General features: G+C 42.1%; 15 protein-coding genes and 1 riboswitch. Of the genes, 11 read left to right on the forward strand and 4 right to left on the reverse strand.

Annotated features, from left to right (window positions below; all coding sequences use genetic code 11):
* The first annotated feature begins 85 nt into the window (after positions 1-85).
* Positions 86-295, forward strand: a complete 210-nt coding sequence (locus ACNSN3_RS01180) for a hypothetical protein (RefSeq protein ID WP_008115467.1) — start codon at positions 86-88, stop codon at positions 293-295.
* On the opposite strand, the gene epmB is transcribed toward ACNSN3_RS01180, so the two are convergent.
* Positions 292-1,305, reverse strand: coding sequence for an EF-P beta-lysylation protein EpmB (epmB, locus tag ACNSN3_RS01185; RefSeq protein ID WP_010390516.1), 1,014 nt, complete (start codon positions 1,303-1,305; stop codon positions 292-294). The two genes, ACNSN3_RS01180 and epmB, sit on opposite strands and share 4 nt — an antisense overlap.
* A 40-nt stretch (positions 1,306-1,345) precedes the next feature.
* On the opposite strand from epmB, the gene efp reads away from it, so the two are divergent.
* Both efp and epmA read left to right on the forward strand, forming a co-directional pair.
* Positions 1,346-1,912, forward strand: coding sequence for an elongation factor P (gene efp / locus ACNSN3_RS01190; RefSeq protein WP_010390517.1), 567 nt, complete (start codon positions 1,346-1,348; stop codon positions 1,910-1,912).
* 60 nt (positions 1,913-1,972) lie between these two features.
* Positions 1,973-2,947, forward strand: a complete 975-nt coding sequence (gene epmA, locus ACNSN3_RS01195; RefSeq protein ID WP_138607106.1) for an elongation factor P--(R)-beta-lysine ligase — start codon at positions 1,973-1,975, stop codon at positions 2,945-2,947.
* A gap of 101 nt (positions 2,948-3,048) precedes the next feature.
* On the opposite strand, the gene ACNSN3_RS01200 is transcribed toward epmA, so the two are convergent.
* Positions 3,049-5,148 (reverse strand): TonB-dependent receptor, encoded by a 2,100-nt coding sequence (locus tag ACNSN3_RS01200; RefSeq protein ID WP_418608239.1) that lies wholly within the window; start codon positions 5,146-5,148, stop codon positions 3,049-3,051.
* Positions 5,149-5,250: 102 nt separating this feature from the next.
* Here ACNSN3_RS01200 and ACNSN3_RS01205 point away from each other — a divergent pair, with 102 nt between their 5' ends.
* The 8 genes from ACNSN3_RS01205 (at position 5,251) to ACNSN3_RS01240 (ending at position 12,907) form a co-directional block, all read left to right on the forward strand.
* Entirely contained in the window at positions 5,251-5,649 is a 399-nt protein-coding gene (locus ACNSN3_RS01205; protein WP_010390522.1) for an acyl-CoA thioesterase, read from the forward strand.
* A gap of 115 nt (positions 5,650-5,764) precedes the next feature.
* Complete coding sequence (locus ACNSN3_RS01210; RefSeq protein ID WP_010390523.1) at positions 5,765-6,163, forward strand: META domain-containing protein; 399 nt, start codon at positions 5,765-5,767, stop codon at positions 6,161-6,163.
* A gap of 98 nt (positions 6,164-6,261) precedes the next feature.
* A riboswitch (TPP riboswitch) is annotated at positions 6,262-6,368 on the forward strand.
* 141 nt (positions 6,369-6,509) lie between these two features.
* Positions 6,510-8,462, forward strand: a complete 1,953-nt coding sequence (thiC, locus tag ACNSN3_RS01215) for a phosphomethylpyrimidine synthase ThiC (RefSeq protein ID WP_418608242.1) — start codon at positions 6,510-6,512, stop codon at positions 8,460-8,462.
* A gap of 116 nt (positions 8,463-8,578) precedes the next feature.
* Positions 8,579-9,580: an FAD-dependent oxidoreductase gene (locus ACNSN3_RS01220; RefSeq protein ID WP_138621302.1), complete on the forward strand. Its 1,002-nt coding sequence runs from the start codon at positions 8,579-8,581 to the stop codon at positions 9,578-9,580.
* 6 nt (positions 9,581-9,586) lie between these two features.
* Positions 9,587-9,781: a sulfur carrier protein ThiS gene (thiS, locus tag ACNSN3_RS01225; RefSeq protein WP_036932961.1), complete on the forward strand. Its 195-nt coding sequence runs from the start codon at positions 9,587-9,589 to the stop codon at positions 9,779-9,781.
* A 5-nt stretch (positions 9,782-9,786) separates the two neighbouring features.
* A complete protein-coding gene (locus ACNSN3_RS01230; RefSeq protein ID WP_418608244.1) occupies positions 9,787-10,578 on the forward strand; it encodes a thiazole synthase in 792 nt (263 codons plus the stop codon).
* Positions 10,579-10,599: 21 nt separating this feature from the next.
* Entirely contained in the window at positions 10,600-12,126 is a 1,527-nt protein-coding gene (gene thiE / locus ACNSN3_RS01235; RefSeq protein ID WP_418608246.1) for a thiamine phosphate synthase, read from the forward strand.
* Entirely contained in the window at positions 12,110-12,907 is a 798-nt protein-coding gene (locus tag ACNSN3_RS01240; RefSeq protein WP_418608248.1) for a HesA/MoeB/ThiF family protein, read from the forward strand. Before thiE ends, ACNSN3_RS01240 begins: the two co-directional genes overlap by 17 nt.
* Positions 12,908-12,998: 91 nt before the next feature.
* Here the strand turns inward: ACNSN3_RS01240 and asd are convergent, their stop codons facing one another.
* Entirely contained in the window at positions 12,999-13,865 is an 867-nt protein-coding gene (asd, locus tag ACNSN3_RS01245; RefSeq protein WP_418608250.1) for an archaetidylserine decarboxylase, read from the reverse strand.
* A gap of 14 nt (positions 13,866-13,879) precedes the next feature.
* On the reverse strand, positions 13,880-14,938 hold the full coding sequence (gene rsgA, locus ACNSN3_RS01250) for a small ribosomal subunit biogenesis GTPase RsgA (protein WP_413401187.1): 1,059 nt from the start codon (positions 14,936-14,938) through the stop codon (positions 13,880-13,882).
* Positions 14,939-15,040 lie beyond the last annotated feature (102 nt).

Genomic DNA, 15,040 nt, shown 5'->3' on the forward strand with positions numbered 1-15,040 from the left:
ATAAATACTTAAGTGGGTTGGTAAAGTAATTTACCAATTCAGCGACTATAATACGTGTATTACATTTAAATGTCAGGTGTGAGTTATGAATATATCAGGTGGAAATCTACCTACAATCCCTGGTGCAGGCCAAGGCGCAGAGGTTTTAACTGCTGCTTTATCTAAAAAGCAACAGCAAGCTGATGGCGCCGCTGCACTTGCGCTTATTGAAGGTGCTACACAATCCTCAAGTGCGCAAACACCGGCTAAGTCGGTTACTGCAACACTTGGGAATAATGTAAACGTTTATGTTTAAACCAATTTGAGGTCAATAGGGGTTTTACTTTTTTGGCCCCCTATTTCTCTTACTAGTTTAGGCACTAAAAATCCTGGCAGGGCTTCTAAAAGCTCTGCCATTATTTTTATGGCCTGCGCCTCATCTATATCAAAATGACTTGCGCCTTCTACCTTATCCAGTAAGTGTAAGTAATAAGGCATTACGTCTGTATCAAACAAGGCTTCACTTAAGTTTATTTGCGCATCAACTGTATCGTTAACATCTTTTAAAATAACCGCCTGATTTAATAACAGTACATTGGCTTGTTTTAGCATGTTCATGGCGTTTTTAAAGTCATTATCTATTTCGTTAGCATGGTTAATATGATTCACGAATATAATTTTTAGTGGTGACTTTGCTAATCTTTCACATAATTGTTCAGTAATGCGTGCAGGGATCACAACAGGTAAGCGGCTGTGTATGCGCATCCGTTTTATTTGTGGTATTTGCTCAAGCTCATCTAAAAACCAACTAATAGCATCGTCTTTGGCCATTAGTGGATCGCCACCACTTAAAATCACTTCGTTAATATTTTTATCAGCTTGTATATAGCTCAATGCATCAATTAGGCTGCGTTTATTTAACTGGTTTTCTTGATAAGGAAAATGGCGTCTAAAGCAGTAGCGGCAATTTACCGCACAACCAGTTTTAAACATGACTAAAACACGTGATTTATATTTATGTAACAGACCTGGTTGATTGTTATCTTGCTCAAGTAGCGGATCTTTATTAAACCCCGACTTAGTTAAAAATTCTTGATGGCGAGGCATAACTTGCAGCAATAAAGGATCATTTGCATCGCCATGACGAATTTTTTTTATAAAAGGCAATGGCACACGAACAGGAAACAAGCTACGAGCTTTTATGTCGTTTTCATGGACTTGGCTCGATAAACCAACCATTTCTAACAACACTTTTGGGCAGGTAACTACATTTGCTAATTCTTTTTGCCAGTTTTTATGCAAATTTGCTTCATTTCTTTGTATCATTGGCACGTAGATTACTCGAAAAATATAAATAGAGGAAACGATGGCGAATTATAGCACCAACGAGTTCAAGGGCGGCCTAAAAATTATGATGGACGGCGAACCTTGCAGTATCTTAGAAAATGAAATGGTAAAACCGGGTAAAGGCCAAGCGTTTAACCGTGTTCGTATCCGTAAGCTTATCTCTGGCAAGGTACTTGAAAAAACCTTTAAATCGGGTGAATCGGTTGAAGGTGCTGATGTAATGGATACCGATTTAGCGTACCTATATACAGACGGTGAATTTTGGCATTTCATGAACAATGAAACATTTGAACAAATCGCTGCTGACGAAAAAGCACTGGGCGATGCTGGCAAATGGTTAGTTGAAAACGATGTATGTACTATTACATTATGGAACGGCAGCCCAATTGCTGTAACTCCACCAAACTTTGTTGAGCTTGAGATCACTGAAACTGATCCGGGCCTTAAAGGTGATACAGCGGGCACAGGTGGTAAACCAGCAACGCTTAGCACAGGTGCTGTAGTACGTGTTCCATTATTCGTACAAATTGGCGAAGTAATTAAAGTAGACACTCGTAATGGTGAATACGTGAGCCGTGTTAAGTAAGCAGCAACGCGTCTTATTAATTAAATCCCGGCTTAAGCTGGGATTTTTTTTGGAGAAAATATGTCAGCAGATCTTTGGAAGCCGAGTGCCAGCATAGAAATACTTAAGCAACGCGCAGCAATTATGCGCAGCATTCGGGAATTCTTTTATGAGCGTAATGTAATGGAAGTCGAAACACCGAGTTTAAGTGCTGCCAGTGTAACCGATGTGCATTTAGCCAGCTTTAATACTACATTTGTGGGCCCAGGCCATGCTGGTGGGCTACCCCTGTTTTTGCAAACATCTCCAGAGTTTGCGATGAAACGCTTGTTAGCGGCCGGCTCAGGCGCTATTTTTCAGCTTTGTAAGGCATTTCGAAATGAAGAAGCGGGCAGTCATCATAATCCTGAATTTACTATGCTCGAATGGTATCGGCCTGGGTTTGACGAATTTGCTTTAATGGACGAAATAGATGAGCTAATGCAGCTCATTCTTGAGGTTGCTCCTGCAGAGCGCGTTACCTACCAAAAGGCATTTGAACGCGCGTTAGGGGTCGATCCATTAACTGTATCTATCACGCAGTTACAACAACTCGCATGCGAACATGGCTTTGCTGATATTGCTAAAAACGAGACTCATAAAGATACCTTGCTGCAATTATTATTTTGTATGAAAGTAGAGCCAACAATAGGACAAGATAAGCCATGTTTTGTGTATCACTTTCCGGCATCACAAGCGGCACTGGCACAAATTTGTAAACACGATGAGCGAGTAGCAGGGCGCTTTGAGTTGTATTATAAAAATATGGAGCTGGCTAACGGCTTTAATGAGCTCACTAATGCTAAAGAACAAGCAAAAAGGTTTAACGAAGACAACACCTATCGTGCTGCTAACGGCTTAAAGCAAGTTCCTATGGATACGCGTTTAATTGCGGCATTGGAACATGGTTTAGAGCAATGTGCGGGGGTTGCATTAGGGATTGATAGACTCGTGATGCTAGCAACCAATAAACAAAAAATAAAAGAAGTGATTGCGTTTGATGTGGCCAGAGCTTAAAGCAGCTAATAGCTTTTAGCGGTCAGCTATCAGATAAAAAAACACCGCGTTTGCATTAAACGCGGTGTTTTTTTATCCCTAACTGACAACTGGTAGCTGTATTACAAATTAAGCGTAAACGTAACGCCGGCTACACGTGGCTCACCTAGTTGAATGTAAGTTTGACTTGTATAACCATCTAACGGGTTGTTACCAAATTCAAAACCGCGAGTTGGAACGGTTTCATCAAACACATTACGTGCCCATGCACGAACAGCCCAGTTTTCTGCTTCGTAACCAAGGCTCGCATTTACTAAGTTTGTATTTGGAGCTTGTGCATTATGGCTGTCTGAGAAGTAATAATCGTCTTTGCCTTCAACGCCTAACATTGCATATAGCTCATCAGTAACATTGTAGCGTGCACTAAATGCGTATTGATATTTAGGCGCTTGTGCTTGCTCGCGGCCATCTTGGTTTAAGCCCGATTTAGTGACAAAGTCGTTTATTTTCGTATCTAAATAGCCAGCACTACCGCTAATGAGTAAATTATCAGTAAGTAAGTAGCTGCCTTCAATTTCAAGACCGTAGTTGCTGCCAGAGCTGGCATTGGCGACATAACCGGTAAATTGTTGATCTGATACTTGCCACGACTTTAATTGAATATTATCGCGGTGCATATAAAACGCCGCTAAGCGCAGGGTAAACTTGTCATCTAGCGATGAACCTTTAACGCCAAACTCACCACTCCACAAGTACTCTGGATCAAAGCTGGTATGCTGTTTGAAAAAATCAGCATCTAAGCTTAAACCTTCATCTTTTGCTTTTGCTAGCGCTTCTGAATTAATACCACCAGCTTTGTAACCGCGGGTGATACTGGTGTAAATCATGGTACGGTCAATAACTTGGTATTCAAGTGCAATTTTACCACCGAGCATAATATCGTCAGTTTCTTCAATAAAACCGTTACTATCGGTGTAATCACTTTGATATTGCTCAACTCGTAAACCAGTAATAAGCGTAGTTTTTGGGCCAATTGCTGTGGCTAATTGGCCATAAGCTGCAATGTTATTAGTTTCATAGGTTGAAGCAAACGGGTTGGCTAACCACGTATATTGACGCTCTAAATCCACATCACGGTTTTGATAGTAAATACCCGCAACCCAGTTACCTGCTTTACCAGTAAATTGCAGATCGAGCGCTTGATCATCACGATCGCGGCTATAAATATCTGTTGAACTATAGCCATCAGGATGTAAACCGGCGGCACATAATTGCGGCTTATTAGTATCGTTACACACCCAGTCTTCATCAAAGCTATAAAAAAGTTCTGTATCAATGGCTGAAAGGTTTAAGTTGACATCAAAGGCATCAAAACCAGTGTAAGTATTATTCAGGCCAATAGCATAACTTTGTTGATTATCTTCGCCTGGTTGATCAGCAAGACTGTTACGAGAATTATCAAGGGTAAATGCATCGTAACCGTTATTAATATCGATATAGTGCAGGTTTAGCTCTGAATTTAAATGAGCTGTGAGTTGGCTATTTAATTTAAAGCGTGCAACTTGCTCATCTTGATCTTGAGTGGGTTTATCTAAATAAAGGTTGTCTACGTAGCCGTCAGACTTTCTGCGAAAGTAGCTAACGCGGGCACTGGTGTCATCTGTTAAACCGGTACTAGCAGCAAGGCCTGCTTCGTGGCTGTTATAAGTGCCAGCGCCTAAATGTAATTTTAAGCTAGGATCGCTGGTTGCACTAGCTGATTGCATTTGGATCATGCCCGCCATGCCATCTGCACCAAAACGTGTACCTTGAGGACCGCGATAAATTTCTACTTGGTCAATATCAAACAATAATGAACTACCACCTAAGCCTGAATAATTAATACCGTCAATTACTAAGCCCACAGATGGATTTATCGGGTCAACAAACTGCGAGCGTAAACCGACACCGCGAATTTGAATATAACGACCGCGAGACGCACCAGCAGCAAAGTTTACATTGGCTGCACTGGCTAACATTTCGTCTAAATACGTTGCACCACGTTGATTCATTTCATTTTCAGAAAATAAGCTGGCACTGGCGCTTAATGTTTGAATGCTTTCTTGCTGAAAGTCACCGGTAACAATGATTTTCTCTAGTTCGGTGTCATCTGCGTTAGCATATATAGGTGCTGCGAGCAGGGGTAATAACGTGGCTGTAATTAAAGACAAACGTAAGTTCATTAGGTTACTTAACTCCATTTTAGGGACTTGTATGGTAGCAATTATTTCAACACTTGTGCTATAAACGCGGCAATTATACGTTAAATAATTGGGATTACTAATATGACCTTTAAAGTAGACTTTAAGGTACGTGACTACGAATGTGACCTACAAGGTATTGTGAATAACAGTGTTTATTTTAATTATCTTGAGCACGCTCGCCACGAGTTTTTATACGCACACGGCGTTGATTTTGCACAACTTGCGAAAGATAAAATTAACTTAGTGGTGATACGCAGTGAAATGGATTACAAACATTCCCTACTACCAGGGGATGAGTTTTATGTGGCGGTAGAGCCTGTGCGTATTAGTCGTCTTAAGTTTGCATTTAAACAAACGGTAGTGCGCAAACAAGATGAAAAAATGATGCTCAATGCCTTAGTTATTGGTACATCGGTTAATGAGAAAGGTCGGCCATTTTTACCACCACAGATAGATAACTTATTCCAAGCCGTTGCATAGTTTTAAATAGCATGAATTTTAAACAAAAATTTACATTTAAAATATGCATTTTTAACGGATAAACCTGACAAATATTGATACTATTACATTAATTAGACAATAAGTTAGTAGTAACATGAAATTAGCAGCAATACCGATGCTCGTAATCGGTTTATGTGTTGGTTGCGCATCAACAGGGACAGTTACCACTGAGCAGCTAAAATATACACAATGGCAATTATCAAAGGTTGATGATTTGGCTATTCCCGCGTCCTTTAAAGCATCAATGAGTTTTATAGAAGCGCTACAAATAAACGGCTTTGCCGGATGTAATAAGTTTTTTGGTGAAGGCTCACTTGAAGACAGTAGCCTGAGCGTAAGCAAATTAGGTATGACACGTAAATCATGTGGCCCTGAACTGGATGAGTTTGAACAACAGTTTTTACAAGCTCTGCAGCAAGGTGCAGTGCTTAACATGCAAGACCAAACATTGGTAATGCAAGCTGAACAAAAATTTGTGTTTATCCCAAAATAATTTTTGAGTTTTGAAAAACAGCCCCTTGCAGGGAATTTTCAACTGACGTACACTCATCGCAGATTTGATCAAAACATTATCAAATCAACGAAAAATTCAAATACTTGTCGGAGTGCCTAAGTTTTATTTAGGCTGAGATCGCGAAAGCGGGATCCGTGAACCTGATCAGGTTAATACCTGCGTAGGGAACAAGCTGCCTAACTAGGACGCTTGTGCGTCTTTTTTTATGCGCACAAAAAAGCAACATCCGTCTTAGGCCGCAAAGTCGCATAAAGCTACTTTACGATCTTTCTCTATTCCTCAGCGGAATATCTGACAAGACAACCCTTTAGCAATGAGGTAAGTCATGTCAAATACAACAAATAAAGCCACCCGTCGCGAAACTCGTGCGGCCGCATCAGATTATATTTATAACTTAACCGGTCAGCCGTTTCCAAGCTCCCATAAAGTATACGTTGCAGGTAGCCAGCAAGGCGTACGTGTGGGTATGCGTGAAATCACATTGAGCGATACTTTTATTGGTGGTGATGAACAAAACCCAGTGTATGAGTCAAATGCACCACTGCGTGTTTACGATACATCAGGCCCGTATACCGATCCTGAATTTAAATTGGATGTGCGCAAGGGACTTAATAAATACCGTGAACAATGGATTGAGAGCCGTAATGATACCGAAGTACTCGAGTCGGTAACCTCACAGTTTGCACAGCAGCGTATGGCTGATGATGGGCTAGATCATATTCGCTTTGAACACCTTCCAAAAATACGCCGTGCAAAAGCGGGTAAAAATGTCACCCAAATGCATTATGCTCGCCAAGGGATAGTCACCCCAGAAATGGAATATGTAGGGATACGTGAAAACATGGGGCGTGCGCAAATACGTGAAGAGTTATTAGCTGCGCAGCATAAAGGAGAGTCGTTTGGCGCGAGTATCCCTGAGTTTATTACTCCTGAATTTGTTCGCGATGAAATTGCTCGTGGACGCGCTATTTTACCTAACAATATTAATCACCCAGAAACCGAGCCTATGATTGTTGGTCGTAACTTTTTAGTTAAAGTTAACGCCAATATAGGTAATTCATCAGTGGGCTCATCTATCGAAGAAGAAGTTGAAAAAATGGTGTGGTCAACCCGCTGGGGTGCTGACACCGTAATGGATTTATCAACAGGACGTTACATTCACGAAACCCGTGAATGGCTGGTACGTAATTCACCAGTACCTATCGGTACTGTTCCAATTTACCAAGCACTTGAAAAAGTAAATGGCGTAGCAGAAGACCTAACTTGGGAAATATTTCGCGACACCCTAATTGAACAAGCAGAGCAAGGCGTTGATTACTTTACCATTCATGCTGGTGTGCTGCTACGTTATGTGCCAATGACAGCAAAACGCGTAACCGGTATTGTGTCACGTGGTGGCTCAATTATGGCTAAATGGTGTTTAGCGCACCATAAAGAAAACTTCTTATACACTCACTTTGAAGATATTTGTGAAATTTTAAAACAATACGATGTGTGTTTTTCACTAGGGGACGGTTTACGTCCGGGTTCTATTGCCGATGCGAACGATGAAGCGCAATTTAGTGAGCTTCGTACCTTAGGTGAACTGACAAAAATAGCTTGGAAGCATGATGTACAAGTGTTCATAGAAGGCCCTGGACATGTGCCTATGCATATGATCAAAGCCAATATGGATGAGCAACTTAAACATTGCGATGAAGCGCCATTTTATACCTTAGGCCCACTGACCACAGATATTGCCCCTGGGTATGATCATATTACCTCGGGTATTGGTGCAGCGCAGATTGCTTGGTATGGCTGTGCGATGTTGTGTTACGTAACACCCAAAGAGCATTTAGGTTTGCCAAATAAAGAAGACGTTAAAGAAGGCCTTATTACCTACAAAATTGCCGCTCATGCCGCCGATTTAGCGAAAGGTCACCCAGGTGCACAAGAGCGAGATAACGCGCTATCAAAAGCGCGCTTTGAATTTAGATGGCATGACCAGTTTAATATTGGTTTAGACCCTGTTCGCGCCCGTGAATACCATGATGAAACACTGCCGCAAGAATCAGGCAAAGTTGCGCATTTTTGTTCTATGTGTGGCCCTAAATTTTGTTCCATGAAAATAACCCAAGAAGTACGCGACTACGCCAAAGATCTAGAAGCGCGCGGTATTGATCCTAATAACGTGGGTGATGCCATTGAAATCAAAATGGTTGATGTAGAGGCCGAGATGAAAGCTAAATCTGAAGAGTTTAAGCAAACAGGCTCAGAGATTTACCATAAAGCGCTGTAGCACAGCTTTCAGTTATTAGCTGTCAGCTATCAGCGATAAAGTAAGCAGCGTAGAGGCAAGAGTTGCTTTACTGACAGCTGAAAGCTGGTGGCTATGAGCTACATTTAGGAGTGTTTATGTTTTATAACATTGCTGTGGTGGGCTTTGGTTTAGCAGGGCGGTTGGCTGCGCTTGAGTTAAGTAAGCAACATCGTGTTACCGTATTTGAAGCCGATGATGAACATACTCAGAACAGTGCCGGTAAAGTGGCAGCAGCGATGCTAGCCCCCCTAGCTGAGTCTGTTATGTGCGAACGTGAATTGGCTTTAATGGGAGTGGATTCTATTACTCGCTGGCCTGCTATTTTAGAACAACTAAATAGCGAGGTATTTTTTCAACAGCAAGGTACCCTAGTGGTTGCTCATCCGCAGGATAAAGGCGACTTACAAAGCTTTGCACAGCGAATCAAACCGTTACTAAATTTTAGTGCTCAAGCGATTAATGCACAGCAAATTGAGCAACTAGAACCTGAACTGGCTGGTCGATTTAGCCAAGGCCTATTTTTGCCCGGTGAAGCGCAGATAGATAACCAAGCCTTTTACAAAGCCAGCTTTAGGTTGCTAAATAAGCGCAAAGTAAAGTTTGTATTTAATCAGCGCGCCAGCATCTTTGATAACAAAGTGAATAATCGAGAGTTTGATTACATTATTGATTGCAGAGGGCTTGGAGCCAAACAAGATCAGCCCCTTCGAGGCGTGCGCGGGGAAGTGGCAAGACTCTATGCACCCGAGGTTAATTTATCTCGGCCAGTGAGGTTAATGCATCCGCGTTATCCTATTTATATAGCACCTAAGCCGAATCATGAATATGTGATTGGTGCCACCGAAATTGAGTCTCAAGATAATGGGGCGGCAACCGTGCGTTCAACATTGGAGTTACTTTCAGCCGCTTATACAGTGCACAGCGGTTTTGCCGAGGCTCGACTGTTAAATATTCAAACCGGGCTTCGCCCTGCGTTTAGCGATAACTGCCCACAAGTTACACAACTGGGGCAGGTAATTAGTATTAATGGATTATACCGCCATGGCTACATGCTCGCGCCGAGTTTAGTTGCTGATGCTGTTGCCAGAATAGAGTGAGGAATGATGGATATAATAATTAATGGTAAAGCGCTCACCCTAACAAGTAGCGAACTAAAACAGTGTTTAATTGAGTATGGTGCTAAAGCACCGTTTGCAGTAGCCATTAATGGCCAGTTTGTACCTCAAGAACAACATGCTAACTACACACTTAATGATGGTGATTGCATTGATGTGTTATCTCCGATTCAAGGAGGGTAACCATTATGTTACCTCCCGATAATGTCACTATTTATGGCGAGCAATTTTCAAGTAGATTACTGATTGGCTCTGCGCTTTACCCATCTCCCGCGACGATGACTAAAGCAATTAATGCTTCAGGAGCGAATATTGTTACAGTGTCTCTACGTCGCCAGCAAAGCGCAGCTGCAGGAGATGATTTTTGGCAACTTATAAAGAATACAGGGCTCAAAGTTTTACCTAACACAGCAGGATGCCACAGTGTTAAAGAGGCCATTAATTTAGCTAAAATGTGTCGAGAAGTATTTGCTACCGATTGGATAAAGCTGGAATTAATTGGCGATGACTATAACTTACAGCCAGATCCTTTTGCTCTGCTTGAAGCCACTGAGATTTTAATTAAAGATGGGTTTAAAGTACTGCCTTACTGCACCGATGACTTAGTGCTTTGCCAACGTTTAGATGAATTAGGCTGCGAGGTGCTAATGCCATGGGGCGCGCCAATTGGGACCGGTAAGGGATTATTAAATAGTTATAACTTAAAGGCGATACGGGAGCGTTTACCTAACAGCACATTAATTGTTGATGCTGGGTTAGGTTTACCATCGCATGCCTGCCAAGCCTTAGAATTAGGGTATGATGCGGTATTATTAAATTCAGCCATAGCGGGTGCGGGTTGCCCTATTACCATGGGACTTGCATTTAAAGCAGCTGTTGAAGCAGGGCGCTTTGCTTATAACGCCAAAGCAATGCCAGAAAAAGACGTTGCGGCCCCATCAACCCCCACAATGGGTATGCCATTTTGGCATCAAACGTAAAAAATTAGGAAGTAGGTCATTATGAACAATGTAGTATGGACGATTGCGGGCTCAGACTCCGGCGGTGGCGCAGGTATTCAAGCTGATATTAAAGCAATGCAAAGCTTTGGTGTGCACGGTTGTACTGCGATTACCGCACTAACAGCACAAAACAGTTTAGGTGTTGAGGCGATTAATGCCGTCTCTACTGATGTGATTGAGTCGCAGTTATTGGCACTCGAAAAAGACATGAAAGCCAAAGTAATTAAAATTGGTATGTTAGCTAACGTGCAGCAAATTCAATTGATCAGTGAGCATATTAGCCATTACAAAGCGAAGTGGCCAACCCCGCCGGTGATTGTGTACGACCCTGTGGCTATTGCCTCAAGCGGTGACGTACTAACAGAAGAAGACACTGTAAGCGCGATTAAAGAATGCCTATTACCGCTGGTGGATGTAATTACCCCTAATACCCATGAAACACAGTTATTAACAGGTGTGTATTTAATTGGCCCCGCAGCAATTAAAGAAGCAGCAAGCAAACTAATGGCATGGGGTGCCAAAGCGGTGGTTATAAAAGGCGGGCATTGGGATTACCCAAGTGGTTACTGTATTGATTACTGCTCACAAGGTGGTGAAGAGTACTGGTTGGGTAATGAAAAAATTCAGGTTCCGCACAATCATGGCACTGGCTGTAGTATGGCGTCTGTTATTGCTGCATGTCTTGCAAAAGACTATCCGTTAAAAGATGCGTTTATTTTAGCTAAAGCCTATATAAACCAAGGTTTAAAGCAATCAGTTCGCTATGGCGAGGGGATAGGGCCGGTTGCACAAACGTCGTTTCCGACTGACCTAGCGCATTACCCTCAAGTGATTGAAGCGGGTAGTTGGTTGGGTGATGAGCTAGATTTTGATGTACCGCTTGATTTTAATATGGCAGCTGACTTTGCTGCGTGTGAAAGCAAAGCGCTTGGCGCTTATGCGGTAGTCGATAGTGTAGAGTGGTTAGAAAAATGCTTACAAAATGGTATTAAAACAGCGCAGTTAAGAGTTAAAAATAAAAGCGAAGATGAGCTGGAACAATTAGTCGCAAGCGCGGTCGCTTTGGGTCAGCAATACAGTGCGCATGTGTTTATTAACGATTACTGGCAGCTGGCAATTAAACATGGCGCCTATGGTGTGCATTTAGGACAAGAAGACTTAGAGAGCGCAAATTTAGCGGCTATAAAAGAAGCAGGCCTGCGACTTGGGCTTTCTACCCATGGCTTTTATGAAATGCTTCGGGCGCATAATTACCGCCCAAGCTACATGGCCTTTGGCGCGATTTACCCTACCACCACCAAAGACATGGCAGGGCAAATTCAAGGGCTTGAAAAGCTAACTCGATTTGTGCCATTAATGCAAAGTTATCCTACTGTGGCTATTGGTGGAATTGATTTAAATAGGGCGCAAGAGGTTGCTAAAACTGGCGTGGGCAGTGTAGCCGTGGTACGTGCTATTACCGAGGCTGATGATTATGTAGAGGCAATCAATACCTTAAAATCGGTGATAAATGAGAATGCCTGCTAACATGCAAACGCAGCAGCTCAGCGACAAAGAAACTCTACGTTATAGCCGCCACTTATTATTAAAAGAGGTGGGGCTCGAGGGGCAGTTAACACTTAAAGCGGCAACCGTTGCTGTGGTAGGTGCAGGTGGACTAGGAAGTCCTGCGCTACTTTATTTAGCAGCTGCTGGTATTGGCACACTAATATTAATTGATGACGATACCGTTGAACTCTCTAATTTACAGCGGCAAATACTGTATAAAGTGAATCACTTAGGGCAGCAAAAAGTAAATGCAGCAGGGAAGGTGCTTGCGAGCCTTAACAATCAAATAAACATAGTGACTCACTCGCAAAAGTTGAGCGATGCTAACAGTGATGCACTATTCAGTAACGCCGATATCGTACTTGATTGCTCTGATAACTTTGCGACTCGTTACACCGTCAATCGTTTTTGCGTAAACAACAAAACACTACTAATTTCTGCAGCAGCGCTAGCAACCCAAGGGCAATTAATGGGCTTTGACTTTAGGCAAACAGATAGCCCTTGCTATGGCTGCGTATTTCCACAAAATGATGCTAACCCTGTTGTTAATTGCGACAATGCGGGCGTTATTAGTCCCTTACTTGGTGTAATTGGCTCTATGCAGGCACAGCTAACTCTTAATATGTTGTTAGGTCATTGTGGTGGGAGTGTGTTTATAACCTTTGACGCATTAAGCTTAAAGCAACAGCATTTTAAGATGGCTAAAAATTTAGCGTGTAGAGAGTGCGCAAGTGTGAGTAAAGAACAGCTTCGCTTTTAACCTGAGCAAGCTCTTCGTCTACAAAAAACACCGCGTTCAATACAATAAACGCGGTGCTTTTTAATTTCGATCTGACAACTGGTACTATTTATTAATCATCAATTTTTGCAAACGCAGTGCCTAAACGGGTTACCGTTTCAGGGCGTTGATCATCAAAAATATCGGCTTTATCTGCACCCCATGCAAGTACAACTGTTGAGCCTAATTTAAAGCGACCCATTTCTTCCCCTTTTTTAAGGGTGATCGTATTTTCGCCTTTAGTTGGATAGTTCCAGCTAAACACATCACTGCCAGCTGGTGGAGTGACTGTGCCAGCCCAAATAGTTTCTATGCTAGCAACAATGGTTGCGCCTACAAGGACCATAGCAAGCGGGCCAATTTCAGTTTCAAAAATAGCTACTACACGCTCGTTACGGGCAAATAAGTTCGGTACGTTTTGTGCGGTAAGAGGATTTACCGAAAATAAATCGCCCGGTACATAAATCATTTTGCTTAGCGTGCCATCAATTGGCATGTGAATACGGTGGTAATCTTTTGGTGCCAAGTAAATAGTTGCAAATTTACCACCTAAAAACGGTGTTGTGTCGTCTTCTGAGCCACCTAACAACGCTTGTAAGCTGTAATCATGGCCTTTAGCTTGGATTAGTTGGCCGTCAACAATATCGCCAAGTTGGCTGATTGCGCCGTCAACAGGGTGAATAATAATATCGTCATCTTCAACCATAGGACGAGCACCGTCCTTTAACGGACGGGTAAAAAATTCATTAAAAGTTTTATAATGAGCTGGATCAGAATATTTAGCCTCACTCATGTTTATTTTGTATTGTTTAATGAATAATTTAATTAATGTTGTTGTTAATGCGCCCGCTTTTGCAGCTGCAAGCTTACCTACTACACGAGAAATAAAGTGCTTTGGCATAGCATATTGCATGGCGATTTTAAATTTATCTAAACTCACAGGTTTTTCCCTAATTATACGCGAGGCGCACGCGCGCCGGCACGGCCATCGGCCATGGTTTCTAAAATACGGTGATAGCTTTCAAAACGTAACTTTGAGATATCGCCATCAGCGACTGCTTGCTGAATTATACAGCCTGGATCGTTTAAGTGTTTACAGTCTCTAAAACGGCATCCACCTATAAACTCTCTAAATTCTTTAAAGCACCAAGTGACTCGTTCAACATCTAAATGCCATAAACCAAACTCACGAATACCCGGTGAATCAATTAAGTTACCGCCACTTGGTAAATGATGCAGACGCGATACTGTGGTGGTGTGCTGGCCTAGACCGCTGTTTTCAGACACTTCTTTAGTCAAAATTTCAGCATCCGGCAGCACAGTGTTTACTAAGGTAGATTTACCCACACCACTTTGGCCAACAAAAATATTGTTTTTGCCTACAAGTACTTCTTTTAATTCATTAATGCCTTCGCCGGTTATATTACTAACTAGCAGCACCTGGTAATTAAGTTTACGGTAAATATCGAGTATTTGTTGTATGTCGTTTAAACCAGCTTCATCAATTAAATCAATTTTATTAAGTACTAAAATCGGCTCAATGCCCATGTCTTCGCAGGCAATTAAATAGCGGTCGATAATGCTTGGCGTAAACTCAGGCAATACTGCTGATACCATTAAAATTTGGTCTATATTCGCGGCAATAACTTTTACACCGTCGTAAAAATCAGGGCGCGTTAACTGTGAACGACGTTCTTGAGTTGCTTCAATAACACCCGCTAAATCGCCTTCACTTACTTTTGCACGACGAAATAATACCTCATCGCCACATACTAAATTCGATACGGTACGGCGAATATTACAGCGAAGAACATCGCCATTTTGGGTTTCTACGTCGGCATGTTGGCCAAAGCGGCTAATAACAATCGCATTTTCCACTTGACCTAAATTATCTGTTTGCCACTCTTGCGCGCCGACTTTTGCCGGTTTTTTATCGGCATTCGATAAACGCTTTTGATGATTGGCCTTGATCCTACGGGATTGGCCTTTACTTAATTTTTTCTGTTTCGCCACTTGAGGCCTATAACCTGAGTTAAATGCCGAGTTTGCCAAAAAAAGCTTTAGCTCGACGGTTGATGCTAATATGATATATCGAAATGCGTTGGATCTAAAGAA

The sequence above is a fragment of the Pseudoalteromonas sp. US3C1004 genome (genome assembly GCF_048401065.1).
GTDB lineage: Bacteria > Pseudomonadota > Gammaproteobacteria > Enterobacterales > Alteromonadaceae > Pseudoalteromonas > Pseudoalteromonas undina.

Bases quoted from the DNA above. Each gene is read 5' to 3' on its own strand.
- ACNSN3_RS01205 (WP_010390522.1), top strand. From the start codon at position 5,251: ATGACCTTTAAAGTAGACTTTAAGGTACGTGACTACGAATGTGACCTA.
- thiE (WP_418608246.1), top strand. From the start codon at position 10,600: ATGAACAATGTAGTATGGACGATTGCGGGCTCAGACTCCGGCGGTGGC.
- ACNSN3_RS01230 (WP_418608244.1), top strand. From the start codon at position 9,787: ATGTTACCTCCCGATAATGTCACTATTTATGGCGAGCAATTTTCAAGT.
- ACNSN3_RS01210 (WP_010390523.1), top strand. From the start codon at position 5,765: ATGAAATTAGCAGCAATACCGATGCTCGTAATCGGTTTATGTGTTGGT.
- ACNSN3_RS01220 (WP_138621302.1), top strand. From the start codon at position 8,579: ATGTTTTATAACATTGCTGTGGTGGGCTTTGGTTTAGCAGGGCGGTTG.
- efp (WP_010390517.1), top strand. From the start codon at position 1,346: ATGGCGAATTATAGCACCAACGAGTTCAAGGGCGGCCTAAAAATTATG.
- ACNSN3_RS01240 (WP_418608248.1), top strand. From the start codon at position 12,110: ATGAGAATGCCTGCTAACATGCAAACGCAGCAGCTCAGCGACAAAGAA.
- ACNSN3_RS01200 (WP_418608239.1), bottom strand. From the start codon at position 5,148: ATGAACTTACGTTTGTCTTTAATTACAGCCACGTTATTACCCCTGCTC.
- thiC (WP_418608242.1), top strand. From the start codon at position 6,510: ATGTCAAATACAACAAATAAAGCCACCCGTCGCGAAACTCGTGCGGCC.
- ACNSN3_RS01180 (WP_008115467.1), top strand. From the start codon at position 86: ATGAATATATCAGGTGGAAATCTACCTACAATCCCTGGTGCAGGCCAA.
- epmA (WP_138607106.1), top strand. From the start codon at position 1,973: ATGTCAGCAGATCTTTGGAAGCCGAGTGCCAGCATAGAAATACTTAAG.
- thiS (WP_036932961.1), top strand. From the start codon at position 9,587: ATGGATATAATAATTAATGGTAAAGCGCTCACCCTAACAAGTAGCGAA.
- epmB (WP_010390516.1), bottom strand. From the start codon at position 1,305: ATGATACAAAGAAATGAAGCAAATTTGCATAAAAACTGGCAAAAAGAA.